Raw genomic sequence first — 25,385 nt, 5'->3', positions numbered from 1 at the left:
TAAAGTAAAAGGACCCTTATCCAAGGGTCCTTTTCTGTTGCTGCTGTTGTATATTTTCGTGTATTACTTTTGGTACCTCTTCCAGTGCAGTGATGGTATACATCGACGTTTCCGGATTAGGCTGAAGTTCTACGATGTTGTATTGCCATTCATTCGGTTGTTTGATGTAGATGCTGTGAATTCCGGCTTTTACCGCGGGCATAATATCTGTCCGCAGTGAGTTGCCAATCATCCATGTTGCACGACGATCAAACGGACCATTAGACAGAATGCCTTCCAGTGCCTCGACGTTTTTGTGTTGTCGGATATAGATCCGATCATCAAAATAAGCCGAGAGTTTCATCTGATCAATCTTACGTTGCTGTATCACGGTTTCGCCGCCGGTATATAAGTAGAGGGAATGTCCAGCACCTTTGAGGTTCTCAAGCGTTTCAACCATATGAGGATAGGGTTCAACCTCCTGATCGTACACACTCATACCCAACTTGCTCAGATAAGACTCTTCTCTGGGAGAGGTTAACCTGGCGAACTTGCCGGAAAAATAACGATAGGTATCAATCAGAGATTGCGGGAAATGATGACTTGCAAAACCAAGCTTGTTCACTCCGGTTACATCGATCTCCAGCTGTTTTTCGCGAATCTCTTGCGTTGTCAAAGAATGTCCATCAAACCACTCTTGCATATTCTCAAAGAATTCACCCAAAATCAGGTTGAAGTACTTGTTGCAATATACGAGTGTATCATCAAGGTCAAATAAAATATGTTGTTTCATTATTTTCATGATCTAACTCACTCCTTGTAGCCAGTAACTCCACAATGGTTCAACTAAATTAAATGCGAATGTAGGATTCCAGGAACATATTCAATTCAGATACGCCATCCGGCCGAATACTGTATTTCTCTTTACGGTTACTTCCAAGCAGATGGGTCCGTAGCAGACCTGCGATGCGTAGCGCCATTACCTGATCTTTGACGGTGTCTTCGTCTTTACCCAATTCTTCACACATCTCAGCAAGGGATTTGGGTTCATCCGAAACGTAACGAAGCAGGCGAAGTCTTTCGGGATCAGCCAGTGCATGGGTGAAACGTAAAAGACATGTTGGCGGCTGGTCTTCGTTCTCTTCTGGTGCATCTACGGGATACTGCATGATCATCATACCCTCATAGAAGCAGTACATATTAATAGGGCGATTGTGTACCGTTGGAAACAGGATGACTTCGTTCAGTCCAGGCATCGGTTCAACAAGAACGCCCGCTGTAGCATATTCAATAAGCAGTTCTGGGCCCATTTTATCAAGCAAAATGCGTTTTTCTTCGGCATCTTCTTCCAGCCAAACACGCTGATCTTCGCTCATATTCTGACAGTAGTGTTCATCCCATAGTCGCAATAATGGGACATAACTGTTCCGAATGCGCGTAGATTCTTCTATTGAAAGAGCGGGCAGAAGAGGAGACACACGCGCAAACAGGTCTTCCGCTGTCGTTCCGGCAAGCATGTCCAGGAAATCACGATTCTCCGATGTATCATTTTGATATGCTGCCCATGCAAACAAAACATCAAAATCATCAAAAGGCCAAGTGGCAGCAGGTGCGAGCGCAGCTCGTACATTGGAACTTAGTTTGCCTTCCACTTCAACGATCCATTCAGGACCAATATCCAGATGCTGAATCCATTTTTTCGTGACATAAACCAGAAAGCTGTTAAGCATTTCATATATCGGTGAAACATCAATTTTCACATGATAAGCCATAATGTTGCAGAATCCTCCCGTCACATCTAAATGTACGCAGCGACTTAAGTACGATTAGTGCGTGTTCAAAAAGTCTGGTTTTCATCTTCGAAGCTGATGATGCCACTAGGCATGATTCGTAATCAAAAGTGAACTTTTTGAACAACCTCTATTATGGCTTGTTTTGCAGGGCGTTGTCCACTATAATGTTCAAGTCCGGGGCAAAGCCCCGATCTTTAAATAGCAGTTTAAAACCATATGTATAACATACAAAAGTCGTCAGCGATGGCGATTTTTCTTTGTGTGCTCGCAGGAGGAATGAATTCGTGTCATTGATTACTCGCCTCAAACTATCACACTCGACAGCCAACTATCTCATTTTGATTGCGGTTATTGTGGTGGCGGGAATAAGTCAGGGGCTTTTGCTGCCTGTGCTTTCGATTTTTTTGGAGCAAAAAGGGGTTTCACCAGGTTTAAACGGATTAAACGCCGCCGCGTTGTACATTGGCTCTTTTGGCATGACTCTCGTTGCGGAGCGACTACTGGGTGCATTCGGGTTCAAAAAGCTGATTGTAGGTGGCCTGATATTAGTCATGGTCCCTTTAATACTATTTCCGTATTTACCAGATATTAAAATATGGTTCATTTTGCGTCTAATCGTTGGAATAGGAGACAGTGCACTTCATTATGCGGCCCAGCTCTGGGTACTGCTTGTAACCGCACCTGAAAAACGTGGACGCTACATATCACTATATGGCATGTCCTACGGGCTGGGATTCAGTATTGGACCGCTGGGAATCAAGCTGCTTGGTTTCGGTGATGCTGTCCCTTTCTGGGTCTTGTTCATCTGTATTGCAGCAGTGCTTATGCTGGTATTAATGAAGCTTCCGGATACAAAACCGGAAAAAGCAGAGCATGGCCAACTGCCGGAACGTCGCTTCCGTCGTAGTCTGGCATGGGCCTGGTATGCACTTTTACCAGCACTCTTATACGGATATATGGAAGCAGGTATGAATAGTAACTTCCCTGTGTATGGGCTGCGGATTGGATTCGATACCAATCAGATTTCGTCGTTGCTTCCTTTTATCGGGATTGGAGGTTTGTTCCTTCAATTGCCTCTCGGAATGTTGAGTGACCGGTATGGGCGTAAGAAGATATTGATGTTTGCGGGTATCAGCGGGGGAATAATCTTCATGCTGGTTCCAGTCTCAGGTACACATTTCTGGTGGACGCTTGTATTGTTAACCATCGCAGGTGGCCTGGTCGGTTCCTTTTTCTCACTGGGCCTGGCCTATGCCGCAGACATTTTGCCTAAAGTGTTGCTGCCTGCAGCCAACGTTGTGGCATCCTTCCATTTCACGATTGGAAGTATTATTGGACCGAATCTGGGTGGTCAGATGATCAACTGGATTTCACCCGGAAGCATGTTCACCTTGCTCGGAATCCTGTACCTTCTTTTCGGCGTGGCAGGTATATTATTTCGTCGTAAACCTGAGTTCGAATCTGTGTTAAAATAGAAGCTGGTGTTCGCATGGAAATTGATGTCCATTTCCGAGTACACTAGTGGTAGGGAAAAACATGGACAAGAGGAGACATCGCGATGATCAGAGTAGAGAACTTGAGTAAATCCGTTGGCGTGGACCGCGTTCCTGTTCTACGGGATATTCGATTTGATATGCAACAGGGTGAAATGATAGCTGTAGTTGGCTCAAGCGGTAGCGGTAAAAGCATGTTGCTTAAATGTTTGGCCATGATGGAAAAATGGGATTCCGGCCGGTTTACGGTGGATGGTGCCGAGATTTTGAAAGAAGGCTGGTCCGGAAAACGGAAAATTAAACGGGAATGGGCATACTTGGAACAGAATCCAGAATTATTTCCCAGACGTACGGCTCTTAAAAATGTATTAATCGGACGATCGGGTCAGACTCCCGTATGGAGAATGATAACCGGTATGGTACGTTCCGATGATTATATGGGTGCGATGGATTATCTCGAAGGATTGGGATTACTTGATAAAGCACATCAAATAGCAGAGAAGCTCAGCGGTGGCGAGAAGCAGCGTGTTGCTATTGCAAGAGCACTTGCTCATGGTGCCAAAGTGGTTTTGGCTGATGAACCAGTGATTGGTCTTGACCCTCACACAGCAGATTCGGTGCTGGAAACGCTGCGCAAATTATGTGAAGAAGAACGCGCAACTGTCATTGCAGTATTGCCTATTGAACTTGCCGAGAAACATGCCACACGGATCTGGGGATTGGCAGAAGGCAAGATTGCTTTTGATATTCGTGGACGAAGACTTACACAGCAAGAAAAAAACCAGATTTAAACTATTGAAAAGAGTGATGAGATTGTTTAATTCACGGTGGGGACGCTTTGTAGCAGCAGGAACTATGGCGATTATGCTTGGTTCTGTTCTAAGCGGATGCACAGTCATAAGTGACCCCAAGGGTTTGATGAGAAAACCAATGATGTCCACCGATAAGGAGAAACTGTACAACGTGGTTCAGGTTAAACTGCCGCCAGAGAGCACGTTGATTCGTCCCAAGGATATGAATAATACCAGCATGATTCGGGTGGAAGACCTGAACGGGGATGGAACTCGGGAAGCGATTGTTTTTTATGAGACGCCAAATGAGAATGTGCGAATCCATGGCATGATTTTGGAAGAGCAGGGAGGCACATGGGTTAAAAAGCTTACATTTGATGTGCCGGGAAATGAGCTGCAATCCTTTAAAGTATTGGATATTACGAATGACGGAAATCCGGATATTATTCTTGGTGTAAGTCTGCAGGAGCAGAAAGCCCTGACTGCATATTCCTACAAGGGCGGGGCACTGGAGCAGGTATTGGGTGGAGTTCCGTATAATCAATATATCATTGATGATGCGCAGGGGAACACGCTGGATTTGAGCGGAGATGGTAAGAGTGATTTTGTTATCATTTCGCTGAACAACAGCGGCTTTGCAACGATTGCGTTATACCAGTACGAAGATGGCAGCTTCAAGGAAGTTGATCGGGTGCAGACCGATTATACCGTTAAAGAAGTTTATAATGCTCTGGGCGGAGAGATCGCCAAAGGACAGATGGGCATTGTACTGGATGCCGAGCTGGATGATCGGAGTTCCTTCTCGCAAATTATGTATGTTAAAGATAACAAGTTAGTCAATGCTTTCAAATCACCGGATCAAACGTATAGAGATGACAAAATTTTAAGCGGTGATGTTGATAATGATGGTATTATTGAGTTTGGACTTAAAGAGACTCCAAAAGGTTGGGAGCATTACGTATTTGACTCTCGGTTGTGGTTTTACACCTATTATCAGTGGGATGGCAAAGACAGTAAGAAATTTGTCTCATTCCAATTCCGGGATGATGCTGATTTATTTCACCTAAATCTCAAACCAGAGTGGTACGGTAAGATCACTATTGACACCAAATCGGAGAAGGAAAAATATATTCGATTTAAAATGATTGATACGGACGAAACCGTGGCAGAGATCAAATATTTCACCCTTTCCAAGTGGGAACAGGAGAAGGGTAAAAGCTGGAAGGAAATTACGCGTACCAAAGATCGGGTTATTGCTTCACGAGTAGCACAATCAGAGGCGGGTAAAGATGCACTGAGCAATACTTCCCAGCTGAATAGAAAGGGAGAACTTAATGAGTAAAGTACTTATTCTTGAGGATGAAGAATCCATCCGCAGTTTTATAGTGATTAATTTAAAGAGAAACGGATTCGAAGTGCTTGAAGCGGGTGACGGTCATGAAGCGCTTCGCATACTACAGACGGTACCGGATATTGATCTGGCTCTGCTGGATGTTATGGTACCAGGTATTGATGGATTCGAGGTGTGTCGACGGATCCGTGAAACCAATGAACGTCTGGGCATTATCTTTTTGACCGCGAAAGTTCAGGAACAGGATAAAGTGTACGCACTCTCCGTTGGTGCAGATGATCACGTTAGCAAGCCTTTCAGCCCAACAGAGTTGATTGCACGTATTCAGTCATTGTTACGCCGTGTGAACGTGCATCGGGAAACTGCGGCGAAGGTTACGTTCCAGTCTGGGCCATTTTCACTGGATCTGATCTCGAAGCAATTCAAGAAACAGAATGAAGCCATTGAGTTGACTCCAACGGAATTTTCCCTGATTCAGTTTTTCCTGGAAAAAGAAAATACACCGCTTAGCCGCGATGTGTTGTTAGATCACGTATGGGGAAAAGAGTACATGGGTGATCCCAAAATTGTGGATGTCAACATTCGTCGTTTGCGTCAAAAAATTGAGAACAATCCTTCCGAGCCCGAATACCTGCAGACAGTTTGGGGTCACGGGTACAAATGGAAGGGCCGGGAGCAATGATTAAAAAAGGCATTACTCGGCAGATCGTACTACATTATTTCTTTGTAGTTTTTCTCGCTCTGCTGTTGGTCGAATTCGTATTTATGTTGGCAGTACAAAGGTATTATTATGAAAGTATCTACAATACGATCAGTACCCACATTTCTAATTCAAAGGACTTTTTCGAGCCGATTGCCCGTGAAAATAATACGGAGGATGGCAATAATCTGTCCAGACTTCTTGTGAACTTGGCATTGTCCAATACTGAATTGGAAATTTTGGATCTGAACGGGCGCGTATTGGCGAGTTCGACTGCTTTTGAATCTGACCGTGCTGTGCTGCAAACCAGTGATATTATGCAGGCTCTGAATGGGGATATGGGACGCTGGATTGGAAGACAACCAGGTACTGGAGAATCCGTCATGGCCGTTTCACACAAGTTTGATCTGGGCGGCGAAAATACTTATGTTATTCGATATCTGACTTCACTCGAAGATGTGAATTCAAAGCTGTTGAATATGGGACTACTCGCCGCTGCGGTCGGTGTTGGCGTGCTTGCTATAGTGTTGATCATCAGTATTGGTATGGCAAATTCCATTGTACGTCCAATCAACAACATCACGGCAGTATCTGCCCAAATGGCCAGAGGACGGCTGGATGTCAGGGTTAAGGGGAATTATAAGCACGAACTGGGCGAATTGGCATCAACACTTAACTTCATGGCACATGAGATTGTGCGCAGTAATCAGATCAAAGATGATTTTATCTCTTCGATCTCACATGAATTAAGAACACCTCTGACCAGTATTAAGGGATGGAGCGAGACACTGGATTCAGGCGGTTATGATCCGGAAGAAACCCGTATCGGTATGGGTATCATTTCCAAGGAAACCGAACGACTGATTGGACTTGTTGAAGAGATGCTGGATTTCTCCAAATTGCAGCAGAATCAGATGAAGCTGGTCAAAGGAACGGTCAACATTCGTGAAATTGTACAGGAAACGATGTTGAATGTCTGGGCCAAAGCGGAACAAAAACAGGTCCATCTCAAGTTGGAAACGGACGAGACTCGTGCTTATAATGTCCATGGAGACGGCAATAGACTAAAACAAGTCTTCTTAAACGTTGTGGATAATGCGATCAAATTTTCACATGAGAATTCCTGGATCTTCTTGTCCGTCAAAGAGGAGAATGGTCAGATCATTGTAGCTGTTCAGGACACCGGTATCGGAATTAGTGAAGAACACCTAATTAAAGTACGGGACCGCTTCTTCCAGGTAAATCATCAAAATGGGGGAACGGGATTGGGTCTTGCGATTACGCAAGAACTGGTAGAACTGCATGAGGGAACGATCACGATGCAGAGTGAACTTGGATCTGGTACAACCGTTACGGTTACATTACCAGCTGTGTCTGAGGAGATGGTTCCAGAAGAATCTGTAACACAATCTGGGGATGCTGAAGTCACAGATGAGCGAACAGCAAGCGAGGCAAAATCGGATTTAGAAAAGTCTTAAGGTTTTATAAAATAAGAGACTTTTCTAACTGATGATCGAGCATGTACGCTTTATAACATCCATATCAACACCAAAAAAGGCGAGCCATCTGAGGCTCGCCTTTTTCATATTATGTTTACTTCATTATGAAGACAGTTCACCAGCGCGCAAGCGCCCACTTTTCTCATATACTTCTTTCAACATACGAACAGGTTGCGTACGGACAGCCGGTTTGGCAGAGACGATCTCGTTAGGTCCAACGACCACAATTTCATCTGCCGTACCTTTAACGATTGCACCGTCCTTGATTATTGCACCTTCACCGATGATGGCGCGTTCGATGTGAACCCCACGGCCTATGCGTGCGTTAGGCATAACGACACTGTCTTTAACTTCAGAGCCTTTACCCACTTCTGCGCCGCAGAAGATAACGGAACGTTCTGAACGACCTTCGATTGCACAAGAGTCGTGAATCATGGAAGTAACATGTTCGATCTTTGTATTTCTTGCTTTGTAAGCACTTGGTTTGGAGCGCCAGTCGCGAGTAAACATCGGCCAGTTTTCTTTTTGAAGACTCCAGTCTTCATCGTTATAGAGCAGATCCATATGTGCATCCCACAGACTTTTAACTGTACCTACATCTTTCCAATAACCATTAAAGTTATAGACAAAGAGGGGATTGTTTTCATTCAACATCTGTGGAATAACATCTTTACCGAAGTCATGGCTGGACTCAGGATTAGCAGCATCTTCCAAAAGATGGCGCTTCAGATACTCCCATTTGAACATGTAAATGCCCATTGAAGCCAGATTACTTTTTGGTTCAGCCGGTTTCTCGGCAAACTCCGTTACACGCAGATCAGCATCGGCAGCCATAATCCCAAAGCGATGTGCTTCGTCCCATGGAACTTCCATAACTGAAATCGTTGCTGCTGCGTTATTAGCCTGATGAGCCTCCAACATATCACGATAATTCATATGATAAATATGGTCACCCGACAAAATTAGAACATTTTCGGGGTTTTGTTGATCAATATAGTCGATATTTTTATAAATAGCATCCGCCGTTCCCAAGTATTCGTCATTTCCTGTATGATAAGATGGAAGTAAGGAAATTCCTGCCTCACTTGAGTTGCCATGTCCCCATGGTTCTCCTCCACCGATATGATCGTGTAACGATTCCGCTTGGTACTGCGTCAATACTCCTACAGTATCGATCCCTGAGTTTACGCAGTTACTGAGAGGAAAATCGATGATCCGGTAGTGCCCGCCAAACGGTACAGCGGGTTTTGCGATACTCGAGGTTAAAGGGGCTAATCGCTTCCCTTCTCCTCCCGCCAACAGCATAGCGATGCAATCTTTATTAAACATAATCGTTTCCCTCCCAAAATATTGTGCATTGTAGTACATCATTAACGCAAAGTAGAGCAAATGAAACTATTGTTACTGTAAAAATTCAGAAAAAAGACAACATTTTCTAAACCACCGCATTTTTCTTTTCAACTTGGCTAGAATGGGGTAATGGTAACTGTTATATCTATTTTCTTGAGAAGAAGGTGATCTCTTGGCCATTCAACCGTTAGCACACCCGGACTTATTGCCGGAGCATATTTATTTATTTCATGAAGGTAACCTTCATCACAGTTATCGAATGTTGGGCGCGCAACCTGAGACTTGCGATGGCCGTCAGGGGTATCGCTTTACCGTATGGGCACCAAATGCCGCAGAAGTAGGACTGGCTCTGGACCGCAATGAATGGAAAGGCGAAAAGGAACCTTTATATAAGATACCCGAATCAGGATTTTGGAGTCGTTTTTTTCCGGAAATCAGTGAAGGAACTTTATACAAGTTCCGTATACTAACGGAAGATGGTACAGAATTGCTCAAAGCGGACCCATATGCGTTTCAAGCGGAGGTTCGACCTCAGACAGCTTCTGTCACCAGTTCAATCGAAGGGTATAAATGGAATGATGGAGCCTGGAGACGCAAACAACGTGCCATGTATAACAAACCTCTACATATTTACGAAATGCACATTGGAACCTGGAAGCGCAAAGAAGATGGAAGCCTCTATAGTTATCGCGAGATAGCTGATTTGCTTATTCCTTACTTATTAGAAATGAAATATACACATGTTGAGATGATGCCCCTCAGTGAGCATCCCTATGACCTTTCGTGGGGATACCAAAACACAGGCTTTTACGCGCCAACCAGTCGTTATGGGCATCCAAAAGATCTGATGTACCTGGTGGATACACTACATCAGGCTGGAATTGGCGTATTGCTGGATTGGGTTCCTGCACATTTTGCCAAAGACGCTCATGGGTTGCGTATGTTTGATGGTACGCCTTTGTATGAGTATGCAGACCCGATGTTAGCAGAGAAGCCGGGTTGGGGTACACTCAGCTTTGATTACTCGAAACCTGAGATTCGTTCATTTCTGATCTCCAATGCGTTATATTGGATGGAGATGTATCATTTTGACGGACTCCGTGTTGATGCGGTTACGAGTATGCTTCGGCTTGACTTTGAGAAGCAGCCAGGACAATATCGTACCAATGATGAAGGAGGTCTTGAGAACAAGGAAGCCGTAGCCTTTTTGCAGCAGCTGAATGAGACGGTGTTCAAGTATTTCCCTTATGCATTGATGATGGCTGAAGAATCCAGTGCATGGCCAATGGTGACTTTACCTGTAGATGAAGGTGGTCTGGGTTTCAATTACAAATGGAACATGGGCTGGATGAACGATACGCTTGATTACATGGAATCTGATTTTCATGAGCGTCCTTCCAAACATCATTTGCTGACTTTCCCGGTCGTATACTCCTTTGCTGAAAATTATGTGCTACCTCTGTCACATGACGAGGTTGTTCATGGCAAAAAGTCGCTCCTCGACAAGATGCCAGGAACCTATGAGCAGAAATTTGCCGGCATGCGTGCTTTTCTGGGCTATTTTATGACTTTCCCAGGGAAAAAGCTGTTGTTTATGGGTGGAGACTTTGGCCAGTTCATCGAATGGAAAGATGAGGATCAACTGGATTGGTTCTTGCTGGATTATGACAGTCACCGCAATTTGCATAAGTTTGAGCGTGAGCTGTCTAACCTTTACTTGAGTGAAAAAGCTTTGTGGGAGCTTGATCATTCCTTGGACGGTTATGAATGGATCACTCCGGATGATCAGGACCAGAGTGTCATTTCATACGTACGCAAAGGAAAAAAACCTGCGGATACACTCCTTGTGCTCATTAACTTTCAGCCGGTCAAGCGGGAGCGTTACCGGATTGGTGTCATGCGTCCCGGTATGTATACCGAAGTACTGAACAGTGACCATTCCGTTTACGGCGGTTCAGGCATTACTAATGATATGCAACTGCCTACCGAAAAGATTCCTTTTCATGGGCATCCGCATAGTCTCGAATTGGTTTTGCCTCCGCTGAGCATCGTGATTCTAAAAAAGAACACGCGTCGGAAAACGGATGAATCACCTGCGAGTATCACTTCCGTCAGTTCAAAAACGAAGAATAAAAATGAAAGCAACACGCTCAAACCGAAGAGGAGGACAAAGGCATGAATATTCTATTTGCTGCTGCTGAAGTACATCCATTTATCAAAACAGGAGGCCTTGCTGACGTAATCGGTGCTCTCCCGTTTGCATTGAAGAAGAGCGGGGCAGATGTGCGGGTGATTATGCCTAAGTACAAGGGGATTCCCGATGAGTATAAAGACGCGTTACAGCCTGTAATTACAACGGATGTGCCTCTTGGCTGGCGCAGACCCTATTGTGGGATTGAAATGCTGGTTCATGATGGAATTCCAGTGTATTTTGTGGATAATGAGTATTATTTTGGGCGTGATGGAGTGTACGGGTATATGGATGATGGCGAGCGTTTCGCCTTCTTCAACCGTGCGGTTCTCGAAGTGTTGCCACAGATTGAGTTCAAACCTGACGTGCTGCACAGTCATGACTGGCATGCAGGAATGATTCCTTTGGTGCTTGAAGCCCATTACAGACACGATTCATTCTACAGTGATATTCGTACGGTATTCACCATACATAACTTGTTGTACCAAGGGGTATTCCCGCATGAGTTATTCAGTGAAATCCTTGAGCTGGACGATCGATATTTCACCGTGGATGGAGCCGAATATTATGGTAATGTCAATTTCTTAAAAGCAGGAATTGTGTATGCTGACCATGTGACAACCGTAAGCCCAACATACGCACAGGAAGTGCAAACGTCTTATTATGGATACGGCCTGGACGGACTGCTCAGTTCACTTGGAGATCGTTTCAGCGGGATTGTGAACGGAATTGATACCAAGAGTTACAACCCGGCAACGGACACCAAAATTCCAGTGAAATACAGAACAAGTCTGTCCAAGAAAACGGAGAACAAAATTGAGCTGCAAAAGGAACTTGGACTTCCTGTTCGTCCTGATGTACCACTCATGGTGATGGTGACAAGGCTCGTGGACTCTAAGGGGCTTGATCTGGTCTGCCGTATCCTTGATGAATTGCTGTACTATGATGACATTCAATTCGCGGTACTGGGAACAGGAGAGCCTATGTATGAACACTGGTTCCGTGAAGCCGCTAATCGTTATCCGCTCAAAATGTCTGCCCAGATCACCTTTAACGATGGATTATCCCGCCGTTTCTATGCAGGCAGTGATATCTTCCTGATGCCATCGAGGTTCGAACCTTGTGGTATTAGTCAGCTGCTGGCTCTGCGATACGGTAGTGTGCCTCTCGTAAGGGAAACAGGCGGTCTGAACGATACTGTGCAGGCATACAATGAGTTTACTGGAGAAGGGAATGGTTTCTCATTCACAAGCTTTAATGCACATGACATGATGAATACCATTCGGCGTGCTGAGGAGATCTACAAACAGCCAGAACACTGGAAGAAAATTGTGAAAAATGCAATGGGCGGAGAATACAGCTGGAATGTCTCAGCTGAAGAATATATGGACATTTATCGTCGGATCACACTTGAGCCTGTAAACTGATGGACTTCTGAATAAGTCGCAGCATATTATGCTGTGGCTTTTTTTTATCAAATAAACAAAACACTTCCAAAGTTCAGAATGAAGTATCATCTGAGACGGTGGAAGTGTTTTTCTTTTATATGACTGCTGAATTTAAACCTCAGTTGTGTTGGATAGTTGCCGGATCAAGTTGTCTGTACAAAATGCGGTACCCATAGGGGTCAAGCTTAATATTCATCATTCCATCGGTTGGAAACACAGGATCTTCAGTTAATGCATCCTTCCAGTCTTTTGTTTCCATGGGATGAGAAAGCGTTCGATCTTGAGGTGTATTGTTCATCCATACGGTAAAGTGGAGGTTGTCATCTACACGTTCGTAAACGATACAAGGATCATTATGATCAGCCTTGAGGAAACGGAAGCGTCCTTTGCGCAGCGCTTCATTGCTTTTGCGTAAATCGATCATCAGACGATAAAAATCATAAAGTTCTCTGTCTTGCTTGGCCGGGTCCCATTCCATACATTTTCGACAATCCGGGTCAGCATCACCACTAATCCCAACTTCGTCGCCGTAGAAGATACAAGGTGTTCCGATATAGGTGAAAAGAAATACAACCGACAACTTTAATCGGCGTTTGTCTTCCCCTAACCGGGTGAGCAGGCGAGGGGTATCATGGCTGCACAGCATATTAAAGATGACCTCATTCGTTTGTTGTGGGTATCGCATAATCAATGAACCCATCTCGTTGGCAAAATGATAACCATCCATTGATCCACAAAAGAACTGAAGCACTTTGTCGGCAAATGGATAATTCATGACCGAATCGAATTGATCTCCCATAAGCCAGGTCAAGGAGTCGCTCCATACTTCACCAACAATATAGGCTTCGGGATTGGCTGCTTTCACAACCTTGCGAAAATCACGCCAGAAATGGTTGTCCACTTCATTCGCTACATCCAGCCGCCAGCCGTCCAGCTTGATTTCCTTAATCCAGTACTCTGCTACATCGAGCAGGTAAGCCTTAACCTCAGGGTTCGCTGTATTAAACTTGGGCATGTTGCCATAGAAACCAAATGTATCGTAGGTAGGTATACCGTCCTTTATCTGAACCGGGTATTCATTGATGTGGAACCAACCGGCATACTTTGAGTTTTTTCCATTATGGAGCACGTCTTGAAAAGGAGGGAAGTCTTCACTGCAATGGTTAAACACAGCATCCAGCATTACTCGGATACCCAGGCGATGACATTCTTCTGTCAAATGTTTGAGCAGGGCATTATCACCGAAATGGGGGTCGACTTTTTTATAGTCAATCGTGTCGTATTTGTGGTAGGAATTGGCCTGGAATAACGGGGTAAAGTAAATGGCGTTCACGCCAAGTTCAGTTAGGTCATACAAATGATCCAGCACACCTTGCAGATCTCCTCCAAAATAATTGTCCAACTCCGGTTTGCCACCCCAGTCATGGGTTTCTTGTGGATTCAGCTTGGGATCTCCATTAGCAAACCGTTCAGTCATGATCTGATAAAAGACGGCTTCTTTGGCCCACTCGGGTACCTTAAACACATCGATTTCATGTATATACGAGAACTCATAATATCCTCCGGTTGGATAGGGGGCCTCATAATGAATTCCGTTATCCGCAAGAAAAACATCTTCCGAACCAGCGGTTATTCGAAATATATAAGTGAGACGTTTAAATTGTGGCTTGACGGCAGCTTCCCAATAATCAAACATGTTATCTGAAGCAGCCTTCTCCAATTGAATTTCCTTGTACGTTCCATTCCAATCGTACTTATCTCCGGTCAGTGCAGTCACGTATTGCACATCATTACGTTTGGTTCGTACGCGCAGATGTATGGTAGAAGAATTATAGGCATAAGCCCACTTGTCACGAGGAACATGATACATGGCTTCGAGCAGCATGACAGCACCTCCTGAATATAGGATAAGTTATAAAGGTTGTTCAAAAGCCCGCTTTTGATTACAAGTGATGCCTATCGGCATCATTGGCATCGAATATGGAATTCAGCCGAAATGTCCGTTGCTCACGTAGTTTTGACTACGCTCCGCTACTCCATTTCTAGCTTCATCCCATCTTCTCGGTACTGAAAACCGGTCTTTAGAACACGTACTTATAGTTATATTTAACCAAGTTAGCCAGCAAAGAATCATATTTACTGTAATAAAATGCATTATTTTCATCGTTTTCAAAGGTTTCTTTCACAGCATTTCCAGCTTTGTGCTGATTATACTTACTGCTAATTTAGAAAAAGGGTGCCCTGAACAACTTGAAATTCAAGATTGTTCAGGGCACCCCTATATAACATGTTGAAAGTGAATTTTAGCGAATAGCTTGCTCGAACTCCGTGCGGATGGTTTGAAGCAGCTCTGGCTGGCTCAGTACGTCATAGGCTGTTGTAGCAAGTGCCTTTGCTCCCAGAATCATGCCATCCAGCGCGCTCTCCTGTAATGCAAGGTCACGGAAGGCTATGGAGTGCAGGGTATGCACCTCGTCTACAACACGAATGTAGGGATGGATTGCAGGGCATTTCAGGGAAACGTTACCGATGTCCATGGAGCCATGATCATTACCACTTACAATCTCTTCTTGCGGGATGCCAAGTTCCATCAGATTCTGACTAAACGCAGCTGAGAATGTTTCATTGGTAACCATCTCATCATAGGACGTTTCATAGTTGGATGTCACGAGCTTGCATCCTGTCTGCAAAGCAGAGCCTTCAGCGATCTGAATCACACGTTCTGTGAGGATATTCAGTTCTTTGCGAGTTGCTGCCCGTACATAAAATTGCGCAGAAGCATAGTCAGGAATGATATTTGCTGCCTGACCTCCGTTGTTGATCACACCATGAATCCGAACGGTGCTTTTCACTTGTTGCCGGAATGCGTTGATTCCGTTAAACGTTTGAATGACGGCATCAAGAGCATTAATACCTTCGTGCGGACTTGCAGCAGCATGTGAAGATCGGCCATGGAATTCAAATTGCACTGCATCAATAGCCAGTGAGCTGCCGGACTTTTCGTAGGCATAATACGGATGCGCCATGAGAGCGACATCACAGTCATCGAACAAACCTGCTTCCGCCATCGGTACTTTGGCACCACGTGTCTCTTCAGCGGGGGTACCAAACACTTTAATGGTTCCACCTACTTCATCCAGAATGGATTTCAGCCCAACAGCAGCTCCAAGACTCATCATACAGATCAGATGGTGACCACAAGCGTGACCGATCTCCGGCAAGGCGTCATATTCACACAATAAAGCAATGGTAGGGCCGGGTTTGGCGGCTGAATAGGTTCCGATAAAGGCTGTCTCCAGTCCAAGGATTGGAGCCTCTACAGTGAAACCGTGGTAGACCAGTTCTTCTTTTAGACGAGCAGAAGCAAGGAACTCTTCATTTCCCAGTTCGGGATTGGCACCGATATATGATGAAATGGCTTTAAAACGGGAAGCATATTGATCAATAACCGTCAGTATCTGTGATTTGTTAGATGTCATTAGTAAACTCCTTATGCAAAAATGAAAATAATTCATTGATTATATCATGTTTGCTTTATTTTTTCAGAAACAAGTCAAGATTTGTAATGTCAAAATGCATTGCATAATCATGCATTGTACTTTATAATGACTCAGTCATCAACATGAGAGAAGCATACAAAGTATTGTAAGGGGAGAGAAAAAGGTTGAAATTAATAAGTCGTTACACCATGATGCTGTTGACCTTTGTTATTCTGCTGACGACTGCCGTTCCTGTGGCACTTGCAAGTGGAACTACAGATAATTCAAGCAGTAAAAAACTGGTGCTCGGTACAAGTGCCGATTTTGCACCATACGAATTCCATAAAGTGATTAATGGCAAAGATGAAATTGTGGGCTTCGATATTGAGATCGCCAAAGAGATTGCCAAAGATCTTGGCGCTGAGCTTGTGATTGAGGATATGGGCTTTGACGGTCTTCTGCCTTCATTGCAGAGCGGGCGTGTTGATCTGGTGATTTCAGGTATGACGCCGACGGATGAGCGGAAGAAAAGTATCGATTTTTCCGACACCTATTATAAATCAAAACAAGTGATTATGGTTCGCAATGTGGATAAAGACAAATATCCAACCATGGCAGAACTTGAAAATGCGAAGATTGGCGTTCAGAAAGGCTCCATTCAGGAAACGATCGGACAGAGTATTCCAGGAGCGAAGCTTACTGCGCTGGATAAAATCTCGGATATCGTGCTTCAACTGCAAACAAAACGCATTGACGCGGCAATCGTTGAAGATACCGTTGCTGCAGGTTATCTGGACGATATCATTGGACTTGCTGCTGCTGTTCCGGACGAAGAGCAAGCAGAAGCGGCAATCGGGATTCGTAAAGGTAATACCGAGCTGCTAGCTGCAGTAAATGGAACACTGGAGCGACTGAAAAGTGAAGATAAAATCAATCAGATGGTGACGGACGCCAGCCTCTTGATGGCGGATAAAGCGAACAAATCACAAAATATTTTCCAAGTATTCTGGGAGTACAAAAGTTTCTATGCTACAGGTGTAGGATACACACTTCTGTTGTCTGCACTTGGGGTTATCTTCGGGGTAATTATTGGATTGATCATCTGTTTGTTCCGTTTGCATGACGCCGCAATCTTGCGCTGGATTGGTACAGCTTACGTTGAAGTGATTCGTGGCACACCGATGCTGGTACAATTAATGATTATTTACTATGGTTTTTCTCTGAGCTTTGGCATTAACTTTACTGCACTTCAGGCAGGTATCATTACACTTTCAATCAATAGTGGTGCCTATCTGGCGGAGATTTTCCGTGCAGGTATCCAAGGTGTGGATCGTGGTCAGTTGGAGGCAGCTCGTTCCTTAGGTATGGGAAGAGGCGATGCGATGCGTTATATCATATTGCCACAGGCCTTCAAAGCTGTATTACCTGCGATCGGTAATGAATTCATTACCATCATCAAAGAATCCTCCATTATCTCGGTTATCGGTATGGTGGACATTATGTATCAGGCAAGTGTGGTCAAAAACATTACGTATCAAGGCTTGAGTCCATTTTTGATTGCGGCAGCCATCTACTTTGTATTAACGTTCATTTTGTCCAAGCTGCTGGGACGACTGGAAAGGAAGTTGAGTGCAAGTGATAGACGTTAGACAATTACACAAATCTTATGGAAATAACGATGTGCTTAAGGGCATTAACGTGACGATTGGTAAAGGTGAGGTAGTCGTCGTCATCGGTCCTTCCGGTTCAGGTAAAAGTACTTTCTTGCGTTGTTTGAACCTGCTGGAGAAGCCCACCTCAGGAGAGATTGATTTTGAAGGCGTGTCAATCACGGACCCCAAGCACAACATTAACGCAACTCGTGAGAAAATGGGCATGGTGTTTCAGCACTTCAACCTGTTCCCGCACAAAACGGTACAGCAAAACATTACGATTGCCCCGATTAAAGTAAAGAAACAATCCACTCAGGAAGCGGAGAAAATTGCTGCTGATCTGCTGAACACCGTGGGCTTGTACGATAAAAAAGATACATTCCCGAATCAGCTGTCCGGTGGACAGAAGCAGCGGATCGCCATTGCTAGAGCATTGGCCATGCAGCCGCATGTCATGCTGTTTGACGAGCCTACTTCGGCACTGGACCCCGAGATGGTCGGCGAAGTGCTGGATGTCATGAAACGTCTTGCAGAAGGCGGGATGACGATGGTCATCGTAACACATGAGATGGGTTTTGCACGTGAAGTGGGAGACCGAATCCTGTTCATGGATGGCGGGGTTATTGTGGAAGAGGGAACACCTGATGAGGTATTTGGAGCTCCAAAAAATTCACGTACACGTGATTTTCTTGCCAAAGTACTCTAAATGAAGTGTCAAATAGCGTTACTGACTTAGAGTCGGTAACGCTATTTTTTTGTGCGCATTAATCACTTATAGATTTGAAAAGTAACTTTTCTGTTACCAAATGTAAAGGAATCAGGTCGTCCAACATTTCTAAAGTATCCTGTATTCTTACATATGCTTACATGTTAAAACCATTTGGTAAGAATTACTACAAGTTAAGGTTACAAAATTGTGATATATTGAACTCTGCCGAAACTTCCGGACAGGGAGTGCGGGGGATGTAACGATGCAGATTGTGCAGGGGGAAGATCTACAGCACACTGCTTGGGGTGAATTAGGGGTACATAACGTTTCAAATGTAATGAAGAACCTATAGGGTGGGCTCCTCATCCGAATCCGACAACTAACTTCGCAGGCACAATGAGGGAGGAAGACCATGATTAACAAGAAACGTATAGCCAAAACAGCAGTAGCATTATTGACAACAGCAATGCTCATTCAAGCCGTTCCGGCTCACGCCGATTCAGTTCATGTGGCCAAAGAAGGGGATACCTTCTACACCTTATCAAAACAATATGGAGTAGCAATCAACACGTTGGTTAAAGCAAACAACGACATTTCGCCTTACAACATTTATGATGGTTTGAAAATTACGATTCCCGGTAAGGCAAACAATGTAGCAGCAGCTGCGGCAACGGAGAGCAAGACCCAAGCGAAGACTGTTACTACAGCAAGCTTGGACGTTAACACAGATAACAAAGTTGTTCAGGCTTGGGGTAAAACATTCGATTACAGCAAAGCTGTGAACGTAAAAGCAACGGCATACTCTGCAGATCCGTCTGAAAATGGAGGATGGGGTGCTGTGGATTACTTCGGCAATGATCTTGAACTGGGTACGATCGCAGTTGATCCAAGTGTGATTCCACTCGGAACCAAAGTACTGGTAACCGGTCACAGCCATCCGGGATTGCCAAAACAGGCTTTTGTAGCTACAGCTCGTGATGTGGGCGGTGCAATCAAGGGTCACCGGATTGATATCTTTATCCCGGGTAGCAAACAGTCTGTAAGCACATTTGGTTTTCAGGATATCGAGCTGTACATTCTGAAGTAGAGAGATCATAACATTTAAAATGAATTCAAACAGGGTGTCTGCCAGTCGCTAATCTGCGATTGAACAGCACCCTTTTAATATTCGCATTTATTTGTTATCACGGTCATCCTAATCTTTGGCCTTTGGCAATCCCAACATCTCGTCCAAGGTGACCAGTTCATATCCCCGGTTACGCAGTTCTTCAATGATTTCAGGCAATGCCTCAATCGTACCGTTCAGGTTAGATCCCACACCGCCTCCTGCATGTTGCAGAACGATGGAGCCAGGTTTCACGGCAGATAGGATGTTATCCTTCACCTCTTCCTTGGAGAGGCCTTTCCAGTCCAGTGAGTCAACGTTCCAGTTCACAATGCTATAGTGTTGTCTAGCTGCCCATTGCAGCTGTTCTTCATTAATGTCTCCATAAGGCGGCCGAATCATCTTGGGCGTATATCCCGCTAAATGTCGAATAATATCCCCGGTATGTAAAATTTGTTTGCGAAAGGCATTCATCGACAGCTTACTGAATTCAGGATGATTGTAGCTGTGATTACCAACCAAATGCCCTTCCTTAACGATGCGTTTCACCAGATCCGGATGTTTCTCAGCACGACTACCCACGATGAAGAATGTAGCTCTGACATTGTATTTCTTCAATACATCCAGCACTTGTGGAGTAAACCGTGGATCAGGTACATCATCAAAAGTCAGTGCAACCTTCTTTGTTGAAGGACCATTGGTTTTGAACGTATCGGCATATTTTTGACGTAACTGTCCCAATGTCAGTTGTTCTTCTTCAGCAGAATCCGAACCTGATACTGATTCAATTGACGGGCTTGAGACATCCCGCGATGAAACTGGAGCATGATATCCCCCGAGAAAAATAACGATAACCATCAGCATAATGAGGCGTACGCGCATAATAACGGCCTCCTTTTCCAAAATGACGTTCTCCTTGGTATGCCCGGGGGTTCCATAAAATATGCGTAGTGTGAGAAGTTTCATTGCGGATTTAGCTTATGACAGCCATAATTCCTCCATATATAACATATAGAAAAGGATAGGTGGATAGGATATGAGTACATATGATTTGAAATCCATACGTTTACAGGTGATTGAAGCAGGAGAGGATAAGGTTTTTCTCGTTACCGGAGGAAAGGCGCATATTGGCGCCGTAGCCACGTTCTACGTGGATCATGAGCGCGTAAGCGGGACGACGGTACATATTCCTGGGCATAAGGAACAAGAGCTGTGTGAGCGACTTGCCCGAAAGGCTGCCCTGCAGCTGAAAGTAACCGTTACGGTGATCATGGGTATCCATTTTGATTCCATCACGCGGATGCAGATCGACGAAATCGTGCAGACTGCAGAGAGGCTGATGGAGGATCATCTGAACAAGGATAAACGATCTTCCTAACATAAAGAGCAATCGCATGTTTTGATTTTATTTGCTAAAATTGAAACGAGTTGTAGATTGTTACGTATGTATGTTTATATACGATGTAATATCGACTAGGAGGAATAACATAATGTCCATTTTCAAACGATTGCGTGATTTAACAATGTCTAACGTTAACGCCATTATTGACAAGGCGGAAGATCCAATCAAGATGACGGACCAATATATCCGTGACATGCAAGAGGACCTGGAAGATGCGGAGAAAGCAGTAGCTCAACAGATCGCCATTGAGAAGAAATTCAAGCAGTTATTCGAAGAGCAGGAAGCACTTGTGAAGAAACGTGAAGAGCAGGCGCATACGGCGGCACGTGCTCAGAATCTGGATTTGGCTCGACGTGCTCTGGAAGAGAAAAAGGCTGCTGAAGAGAAGATGGCTGAGTACAAAACCAGCTATGACCAAAACAAGGCTTCTGCAGATAACCTGCGTGGCAAGCTCGACGAGATGCGTAAGCAACTGACTCAAATGAAGAACAAACGCGAAACACTGGTAGCCCGCTACAATGCAGCAAAAGCCCAAACGGAAATCAACAAAGCGTTGAATGGGTTTGGCTCTGATACTGCAAGTGCTGGTATGAAGCGTATGGAAGAGAAAATGATGCAGATGGAAGCACAGGCAGAAGCAAGCAACGAAATGTCTTCCAAAGGCAAGTCTTTGGATGAAGAGTTCGAGAAGTTGGGTAAAGATCAGGCTGTTGAAGATGAACTCGCAGCATTGATGAAACAGTACGATAATAAGAACTAATACCTTGGTTGTCAGCAGGGTTAACCAGCGGAGGAGAAGAGTATTTCTCCTTCGCTTTTAAATGCGGTTCATGTTGATATGTGGGGGCTGTGTAAATGGATTTGAATATTTTGGCGATGCTGGTCTGGACCGGTTCTGGTTCGGTTTTGCTGTTTGTCTTGATGTATGTAGATTCACTGTTCACGAAATATAAGGATTTTGCTGAAGTTAAGGCTGGCAATATGGCAGTAACCACACGTATGGTGATGAAATTATTTGCACAAGGGTATGTACTCGCTACGTCCATTTCTACGGCTGGTCATCTTGGAGAAGCATTGCTGGTCTCCGTTGTATCCTTTATCATTTTGTTGATTCTGGAGAGTGTTGTACACTTTATGATTCGCAAATGGGCCAATCTGGATCTGGATACGGGAATTCAGCAAGGGAAGACAGGATACGGGTTGTTCTCTGGCGCTTTACATATCGTGGGCGCACTGATTATTGCAGCTTGTTTATAAGATAAGGAACAGGAGTAATTCTCATGAGTGTATGGAAACGAATTAAAGGAATACTAACGAAACCTGAACCACCGCAGGCAGAGAAAACGATGCTTCAGCTTGCACCTGGTGATATCTGTGAGGTTTCTCTGGTCACTTATGAAGTTGTTGGTCGGGTACAAAATCGTGCTCGAAATGCAGTTGTGCTCACGCTGCAGGATGGTACCGCATTTCGATATTTGCATATCGAAGAACGGGAACTCACACGTTACGCTCTATATACACCAATTGATGGCAGGCTTGATGCACCTGATGAGGTGCCCACATTGCTGGACCTGGATGGACGCGCATATCATCTGGAGGAAGAGTATGGAGGCATGGTATCAACGGCAGGTAGAACTCCATATGGCCAGGCTGGAGAACAATTGGTATGGCAGTATCAGTCGGATGATAATATGCTTCTTCGGGTGGAGTGGCAAGACAGAAGATTTACACTGTATGAGGGTGAGTCCATTCTTCCTGCGGATATCAAAGTGATTCGTTCGAGCTAGGAGAGGTTCCAATGAAAAAACGCTTGGCACATGGATTAAAATTAATGCTGGTCCTCAGCCTTGTGATGTCTCTATTGTCCGCGTGCGGAGCAGCACCTTCTGTTCAGGACACATATCCGCTTGAATCGGTTAACGGGAGTGGTAACTCAACGTCCTATGTGTACCGGGCTTCGGACCGTACCGTTCCGGAAGTGGCTCAGGATTTGTCTGACCAGCGGCAACCGGATCAGATCTCGGCAGAGAACACAGAGCGTATGTTCCTCGTGTATCAGGACGAGTATTATCACCTGCAACAAGACCCGAACAAGCCGGAGGATACATTGGTTGAGGTGGACTCCAAGGAATATGTTCGGCAGAACTACGATTCATCTTTTTTACAAGGTTACCTCACTGCTACATTAATTGGTAATCTGTTCGATTCTTTTGGCGGGCGAGGTTATGGCAACTATCGAGGATATACCAATAAAGATACGTATAAACCGAGTGCAGGATCTTATCGTACACCAACAAGTAATGACAAGAAGCTTGCTCCGCCTATTACTGTTGATCGGAAAGGTACGATTACAAGGCGCGGAAGCGATAAAGATTCAAGCGTGGGATCTGGCGGAGGATTATTCAACCGCAACAAGGATCAGAGCAAGGGAACCATTGATCGTAACAAAAGCAGTGGTGGCCTGGGCGGGTTGTTTGATTCACCTAAGAAATCCTACAAAAAACCAAAAACCAGAGTGGGCGGCGGCCGAATTAAGAGGCGAAGATAATAAACATCTAATCATAAGGATGGCTGCCAATCGCATAGTTCATTTAAGAACAGTGAAAAGGGAAGGCGGATTCACCTCGTCGGCACATGACCTTGGAACTGTTCTTTTTGGTTTACGATTTTCGAACATGATTGGATTTGCGTACACGGGGAATCGTTGAAGCAGGCTGTTTACGAATCCAGCGGATAAATGGAATCATTCGTTCATCCTGTCTCAAGGATTGCAGGTCCGTGAGTCCAAGCGTTACAATGTCGCGATTAGTATATAGCGAATGAATCTGTTTGTGACAGGGGATGCACAGGTTGGCCGTTGGCAGAAATGTTCCTCCCATTTCTTTGGGTGTCAGATGATGAACAGTCGTATTCACAGGTTCTCTTCCGCATAATTCACATCGTTTACTCATGATCATCGCCTCCCTTTGTCAATTATATTATGGGCAGACAAGATGCCTTTCATGTTGAACAAAGGTCAAGGAATGTTACACCTGTAAGGAATAAGATTTTGTCACAGGATTCAATAAGTGATGTACTTGTTATCTTACAGTATTCGGGCTACACTTTCTTAAAAGATGATATGTCTCTAGGAGGTAAGAATACTTTTGAAAATGAACTCACATTCACATGATATGACAACTGCCAAATTCAATCGTACAGCTGTACAGGTACCGGATGCCCAGGCCAAAATAGCTGCAAGAGTTACTGTTGGCTCCATAGAGAAAGTTCATCTTGAATCTGCTTATGGCCGCACACTTGCAGAGACCATTCAGGCACCTCATCCGTATCCATTCTTTCGGAGATCGGGTATGGATGGATTCGCGATTATAAGTACAGATACCATAGATGCTTCGAGCGATCATCAAGTTTGGTTTCGAGTAATTGACGAAATTCCATGTGGCTACACCTCGGACCACACCATTGTTTCAGGTACGACGGCTCGAATAATGACCGGTGCACAGGTTCCAGAAGGTGCAGATGCGGTAGTCATGATGGAGATGACCGAGAGCAAGGTAGAGAACGGAGAACAATGGATTGCATTGAAACGGCACATATTGTCGGGTGCTAACATCACCCCAATCGGACTGGAAGTCCAAGGGGGACAGCAACTGCTCGAAGCAGGAACGATCATCAGGGCAGGAGAGCAGTCCGTGTTAGCTACTTTTGGCATAGCAGAAGTTCCCGTATTTCAACGTCCAAAGGTGGCGATATTCGCAACCGGCACGGAATTGCTTGATGTAGATGAGCCATTGCAACCAGGTCGGATTCGAAACAGCAACAGTTACATGCTGCGCTCTCTGGTTGTTGAAGCAGGAGGAGAGCCTGTGATGTATGGTTCCATTGCAGACGATGTGAATACAGCAAGGGCCAAACTGGAAGAAGCCATTCAAGATAATGATATCGTGGTGACCACAGGTGGTGTATCCGTCGGGGATTATGATATTATGGGCGAACTTGTGCTGGAAGAACATGTGGAGATGTTGTTTAACAAAGTGACGATGCGACCAGGCAGTGTGACCACAGCTGCTGTATATAAAGATAAATTGCTATTTGCACTTTCCGGTAACCCTGGGGCTTGTTTTGTGGGCTTTAGTTTGTTTGTTCGTCCAACCATTCGTTCCATGCAGGCGGATGCTCATCCTTATTTGGAAGAATGGACTGCGATCTTGGAAGAAGAGTACACCAAAGTGAACAATTTTACACGGTTCGTACGTGGACGCACAGAGATCCGCAACGGCATGGTGTACGCGATACCGGCTGCCGCCCGTGTAGATGAATCCAGCGTGATGATCACCATTAAGGACAGTGATTGCCTGATTGTTGTTCCACCTGAGAAAAAAGGTATTCCTGCGGGTGAGCAGGTACGTATTATTAAACTCCCCACAGGTCATGTGAGGTAGT

Annotated in this window: 23 protein-coding genes and 1 riboswitch; of the genes, 16 read left to right on the top strand and 7 right to left on the bottom strand. The window is 44.8% G+C overall.

Annotation, left to right across the window (positions count from 1 at the left end; translation table 11 throughout):
• Positions 1-16: 16 nt before the first annotated feature.
• On the bottom strand, positions 17-781 hold the full coding sequence (locus MKY87_RS03070) for an HAD family hydrolase (RefSeq protein WP_036613669.1): 765 nt from the start codon (positions 779-781) through the stop codon (positions 17-19).
• A gap of 49 nt (positions 782-830) precedes the next feature.
• The gene (locus tag MKY87_RS03065; protein ID WP_340962880.1) at positions 831-1,751 is read right to left on the bottom strand and encodes an ArsR/SmtB family transcription factor; all 921 of its coding nucleotides are present in this window, start codon (positions 1,749-1,751) and stop codon (positions 831-833) included.
• Between the two features lie 305 nt (positions 1,752-2,056).
• Between MKY87_RS03065 and MKY87_RS03060 the strand changes: the two genes are divergently transcribed.
• The 5 genes from MKY87_RS03060 to MKY87_RS03040 all read left to right on the top strand — a co-directional run bounded on the left by MKY87_RS03060 (position 2,057) and on the right by MKY87_RS03040 (position 7,585).
• Positions 2,057-3,247, top strand: coding sequence for an MFS transporter (locus tag MKY87_RS03060; protein ID WP_338587221.1), 1,191 nt, complete (start codon positions 2,057-2,059; stop codon positions 3,245-3,247).
• An 83-nt stretch (positions 3,248-3,330) separates the two neighbouring features.
• Positions 3,331-4,056, top strand: a complete 726-nt coding sequence (locus MKY87_RS03055) for a phosphonate ABC transporter ATP-binding protein (RefSeq protein WP_340962878.1) — start codon at positions 3,331-3,333, stop codon at positions 4,054-4,056.
• A 16-nt stretch (positions 4,057-4,072) separates the two neighbouring features.
• Complete coding sequence (locus MKY87_RS03050; RefSeq protein WP_124115250.1) at positions 4,073-5,398, top strand: hypothetical protein; 1,326 nt, start codon at positions 4,073-4,075, stop codon at positions 5,396-5,398.
• Positions 5,391-6,089 carry a response regulator transcription factor gene (locus tag MKY87_RS03045; protein WP_017688086.1) on the top strand — a complete coding sequence of 233 codons (699 nt, stop codon included), beginning with the start codon at positions 5,391-5,393 and terminating at the stop codon, positions 6,087-6,089. The genes MKY87_RS03050 and MKY87_RS03045 overlap by 8 nt, the downstream gene beginning before the upstream one ends.
• A complete protein-coding gene (locus MKY87_RS03040) occupies positions 6,086-7,585 on the top strand; it encodes a sensor histidine kinase (protein WP_338587216.1) in 1,500 nt (499 codons plus the stop codon). Before MKY87_RS03045 ends, MKY87_RS03040 begins: the two co-directional genes overlap by 4 nt.
• Positions 7,586-7,708: 123 nt before the next feature.
• Here the strand turns inward: MKY87_RS03040 and MKY87_RS03035 are convergent, their stop codons facing one another.
• Complete coding sequence (locus MKY87_RS03035; protein ID WP_340962876.1) at positions 7,709-8,935, bottom strand: glucose-1-phosphate adenylyltransferase; 1,227 nt, start codon at positions 8,933-8,935, stop codon at positions 7,709-7,711.
• Between the two features lie 193 nt (positions 8,936-9,128).
• Here MKY87_RS03035 and glgB point away from each other — a divergent pair, with 193 nt between their 5' ends.
• Positions 9,129-11,135 carry a 1,4-alpha-glucan branching protein GlgB gene (gene glgB, locus MKY87_RS03030; protein ID WP_340962874.1) on the top strand — a complete coding sequence of 669 codons (2,007 nt, stop codon included), beginning with the start codon at positions 9,129-9,131 and terminating at the stop codon, positions 11,133-11,135.
• Positions 11,132-12,574 carry a glycogen synthase GlgA gene (gene glgA / locus MKY87_RS03025; RefSeq protein WP_338587212.1) on the top strand — a complete coding sequence of 481 codons (1,443 nt, stop codon included), beginning with the start codon at positions 11,132-11,134 and terminating at the stop codon, positions 12,572-12,574. The genes glgB and glgA overlap by 4 nt, the downstream gene beginning before the upstream one ends.
• A 139-nt stretch (positions 12,575-12,713) precedes the next feature.
• Here glgA and MKY87_RS03020 read toward each other — a convergent pair whose 3' ends face one another.
• Both MKY87_RS03020 and MKY87_RS03015 read right to left on the bottom strand, forming a co-directional pair.
• Positions 12,714-14,480 (bottom strand): alpha-glycosidase, encoded by a 1,767-nt coding sequence (locus MKY87_RS03020; protein WP_340962873.1) that lies wholly within the window; start codon positions 14,478-14,480, stop codon positions 12,714-12,716.
• Positions 14,481-14,898: 418 nt separating this feature from the next.
• Positions 14,899-16,074, bottom strand: coding sequence for a M20 family metallopeptidase (locus MKY87_RS03015; protein WP_340962871.1), 1,176 nt, complete (start codon positions 16,072-16,074; stop codon positions 14,899-14,901).
• 185 nt (positions 16,075-16,259) lie between these two features.
• On the opposite strand from MKY87_RS03015, the gene MKY87_RS03010 reads away from it, so the two are divergent.
• From MKY87_RS03010 to MKY87_RS03000, 3 genes are all read left to right on the top strand, one after another.
• Positions 16,260-17,723, top strand: coding sequence for an ABC transporter substrate-binding protein/permease (locus MKY87_RS03010; protein WP_340914289.1), 1,464 nt, complete (start codon positions 16,260-16,262; stop codon positions 17,721-17,723).
• Complete coding sequence (locus MKY87_RS03005; RefSeq protein ID WP_091020754.1) at positions 17,710-18,432, top strand: amino acid ABC transporter ATP-binding protein; 723 nt, start codon at positions 17,710-17,712, stop codon at positions 18,430-18,432. Before MKY87_RS03010 ends, MKY87_RS03005 begins: the two co-directional genes overlap by 14 nt.
• Positions 18,433-18,648: 216 nt before the next feature.
• Positions 18,649-18,845, top strand: a riboswitch (cyclic di-AMP (ydaO/yuaA leader).
• Positions 18,846-18,847: 2 nt separating this feature from the next.
• Complete coding sequence (locus MKY87_RS03000) at positions 18,848-19,522, top strand: 3D domain-containing protein (RefSeq protein ID WP_340962870.1); 675 nt, start codon at positions 18,848-18,850, stop codon at positions 19,520-19,522.
• Between the two features lie 108 nt (positions 19,523-19,630).
• Here the strand turns inward: MKY87_RS03000 and MKY87_RS02995 are convergent, their stop codons facing one another.
• The gene (locus tag MKY87_RS02995; protein WP_339783288.1) at positions 19,631-20,422 is read right to left on the bottom strand and encodes a polysaccharide deacetylase family protein; all 792 of its coding nucleotides are present in this window, start codon (positions 20,420-20,422) and stop codon (positions 19,631-19,633) included.
• A gap of 154 nt (positions 20,423-20,576) precedes the next feature.
• Between MKY87_RS02995 and lpdD the strand changes: the two genes are divergently transcribed.
• The 5 genes from lpdD to MKY87_RS02970 all read left to right on the top strand — a co-directional run bounded on the left by lpdD (position 20,577) and on the right by MKY87_RS02970 (position 23,490).
• Positions 20,577-20,918, top strand: a complete 342-nt coding sequence (gene lpdD, locus MKY87_RS02990; RefSeq protein WP_051447323.1) for a prenylated flavin chaperone LpdD — start codon at positions 20,577-20,579, stop codon at positions 20,916-20,918.
• A gap of 112 nt (positions 20,919-21,030) precedes the next feature.
• On the top strand, positions 21,031-21,702 hold the full coding sequence (locus tag MKY87_RS02985; protein ID WP_074095448.1) for a PspA/IM30 family protein: 672 nt from the start codon (positions 21,031-21,033) through the stop codon (positions 21,700-21,702).
• A 95-nt stretch (positions 21,703-21,797) separates the two neighbouring features.
• Positions 21,798-22,199 (top strand): DUF350 domain-containing protein, encoded by a 402-nt coding sequence (locus MKY87_RS02980; protein ID WP_036613690.1) that lies wholly within the window; start codon positions 21,798-21,800, stop codon positions 22,197-22,199.
• A 23-nt stretch (positions 22,200-22,222) separates the two neighbouring features.
• Positions 22,223-22,729: a DUF4178 domain-containing protein gene (locus MKY87_RS02975; protein ID WP_076317633.1), complete on the top strand. Its 507-nt coding sequence runs from the start codon at positions 22,223-22,225 to the stop codon at positions 22,727-22,729.
• Positions 22,730-22,740: 11 nt separating this feature from the next.
• On the top strand, positions 22,741-23,490 hold the full coding sequence (locus tag MKY87_RS02970) for a DUF4247 domain-containing protein (protein WP_338587201.1): 750 nt from the start codon (positions 22,741-22,743) through the stop codon (positions 23,488-23,490).
• 112 nt (positions 23,491-23,602) lie between these two features.
• Here MKY87_RS02970 and MKY87_RS02965 read toward each other — a convergent pair whose 3' ends face one another.
• Positions 23,603-23,893, bottom strand: coding sequence for an HNH endonuclease (locus tag MKY87_RS02965; protein ID WP_091029422.1), 291 nt, complete (start codon positions 23,891-23,893; stop codon positions 23,603-23,605).
• Positions 23,894-24,094: 201 nt separating this feature from the next.
• On the opposite strand from MKY87_RS02965, the gene MKY87_RS02960 reads away from it, so the two are divergent.
• Complete coding sequence (locus MKY87_RS02960; protein WP_340967370.1) at positions 24,095-25,384, top strand: molybdopterin molybdotransferase MoeA; 1,290 nt, start codon at positions 24,095-24,097, stop codon at positions 25,382-25,384.
• Position 25,385 lies beyond the last annotated feature (1 nt).

This window comes from Paenibacillus sp. FSL R7-0198, from assembly GCF_038000415.1.
Taxonomy (GTDB): domain Bacteria; phylum Bacillota; class Bacilli; order Paenibacillales; family Paenibacillaceae; genus Paenibacillus.
Note: the sequence above shows the minus strand (reverse complement) of the source record. Positions and strands in the feature narration are given on the sequence as shown.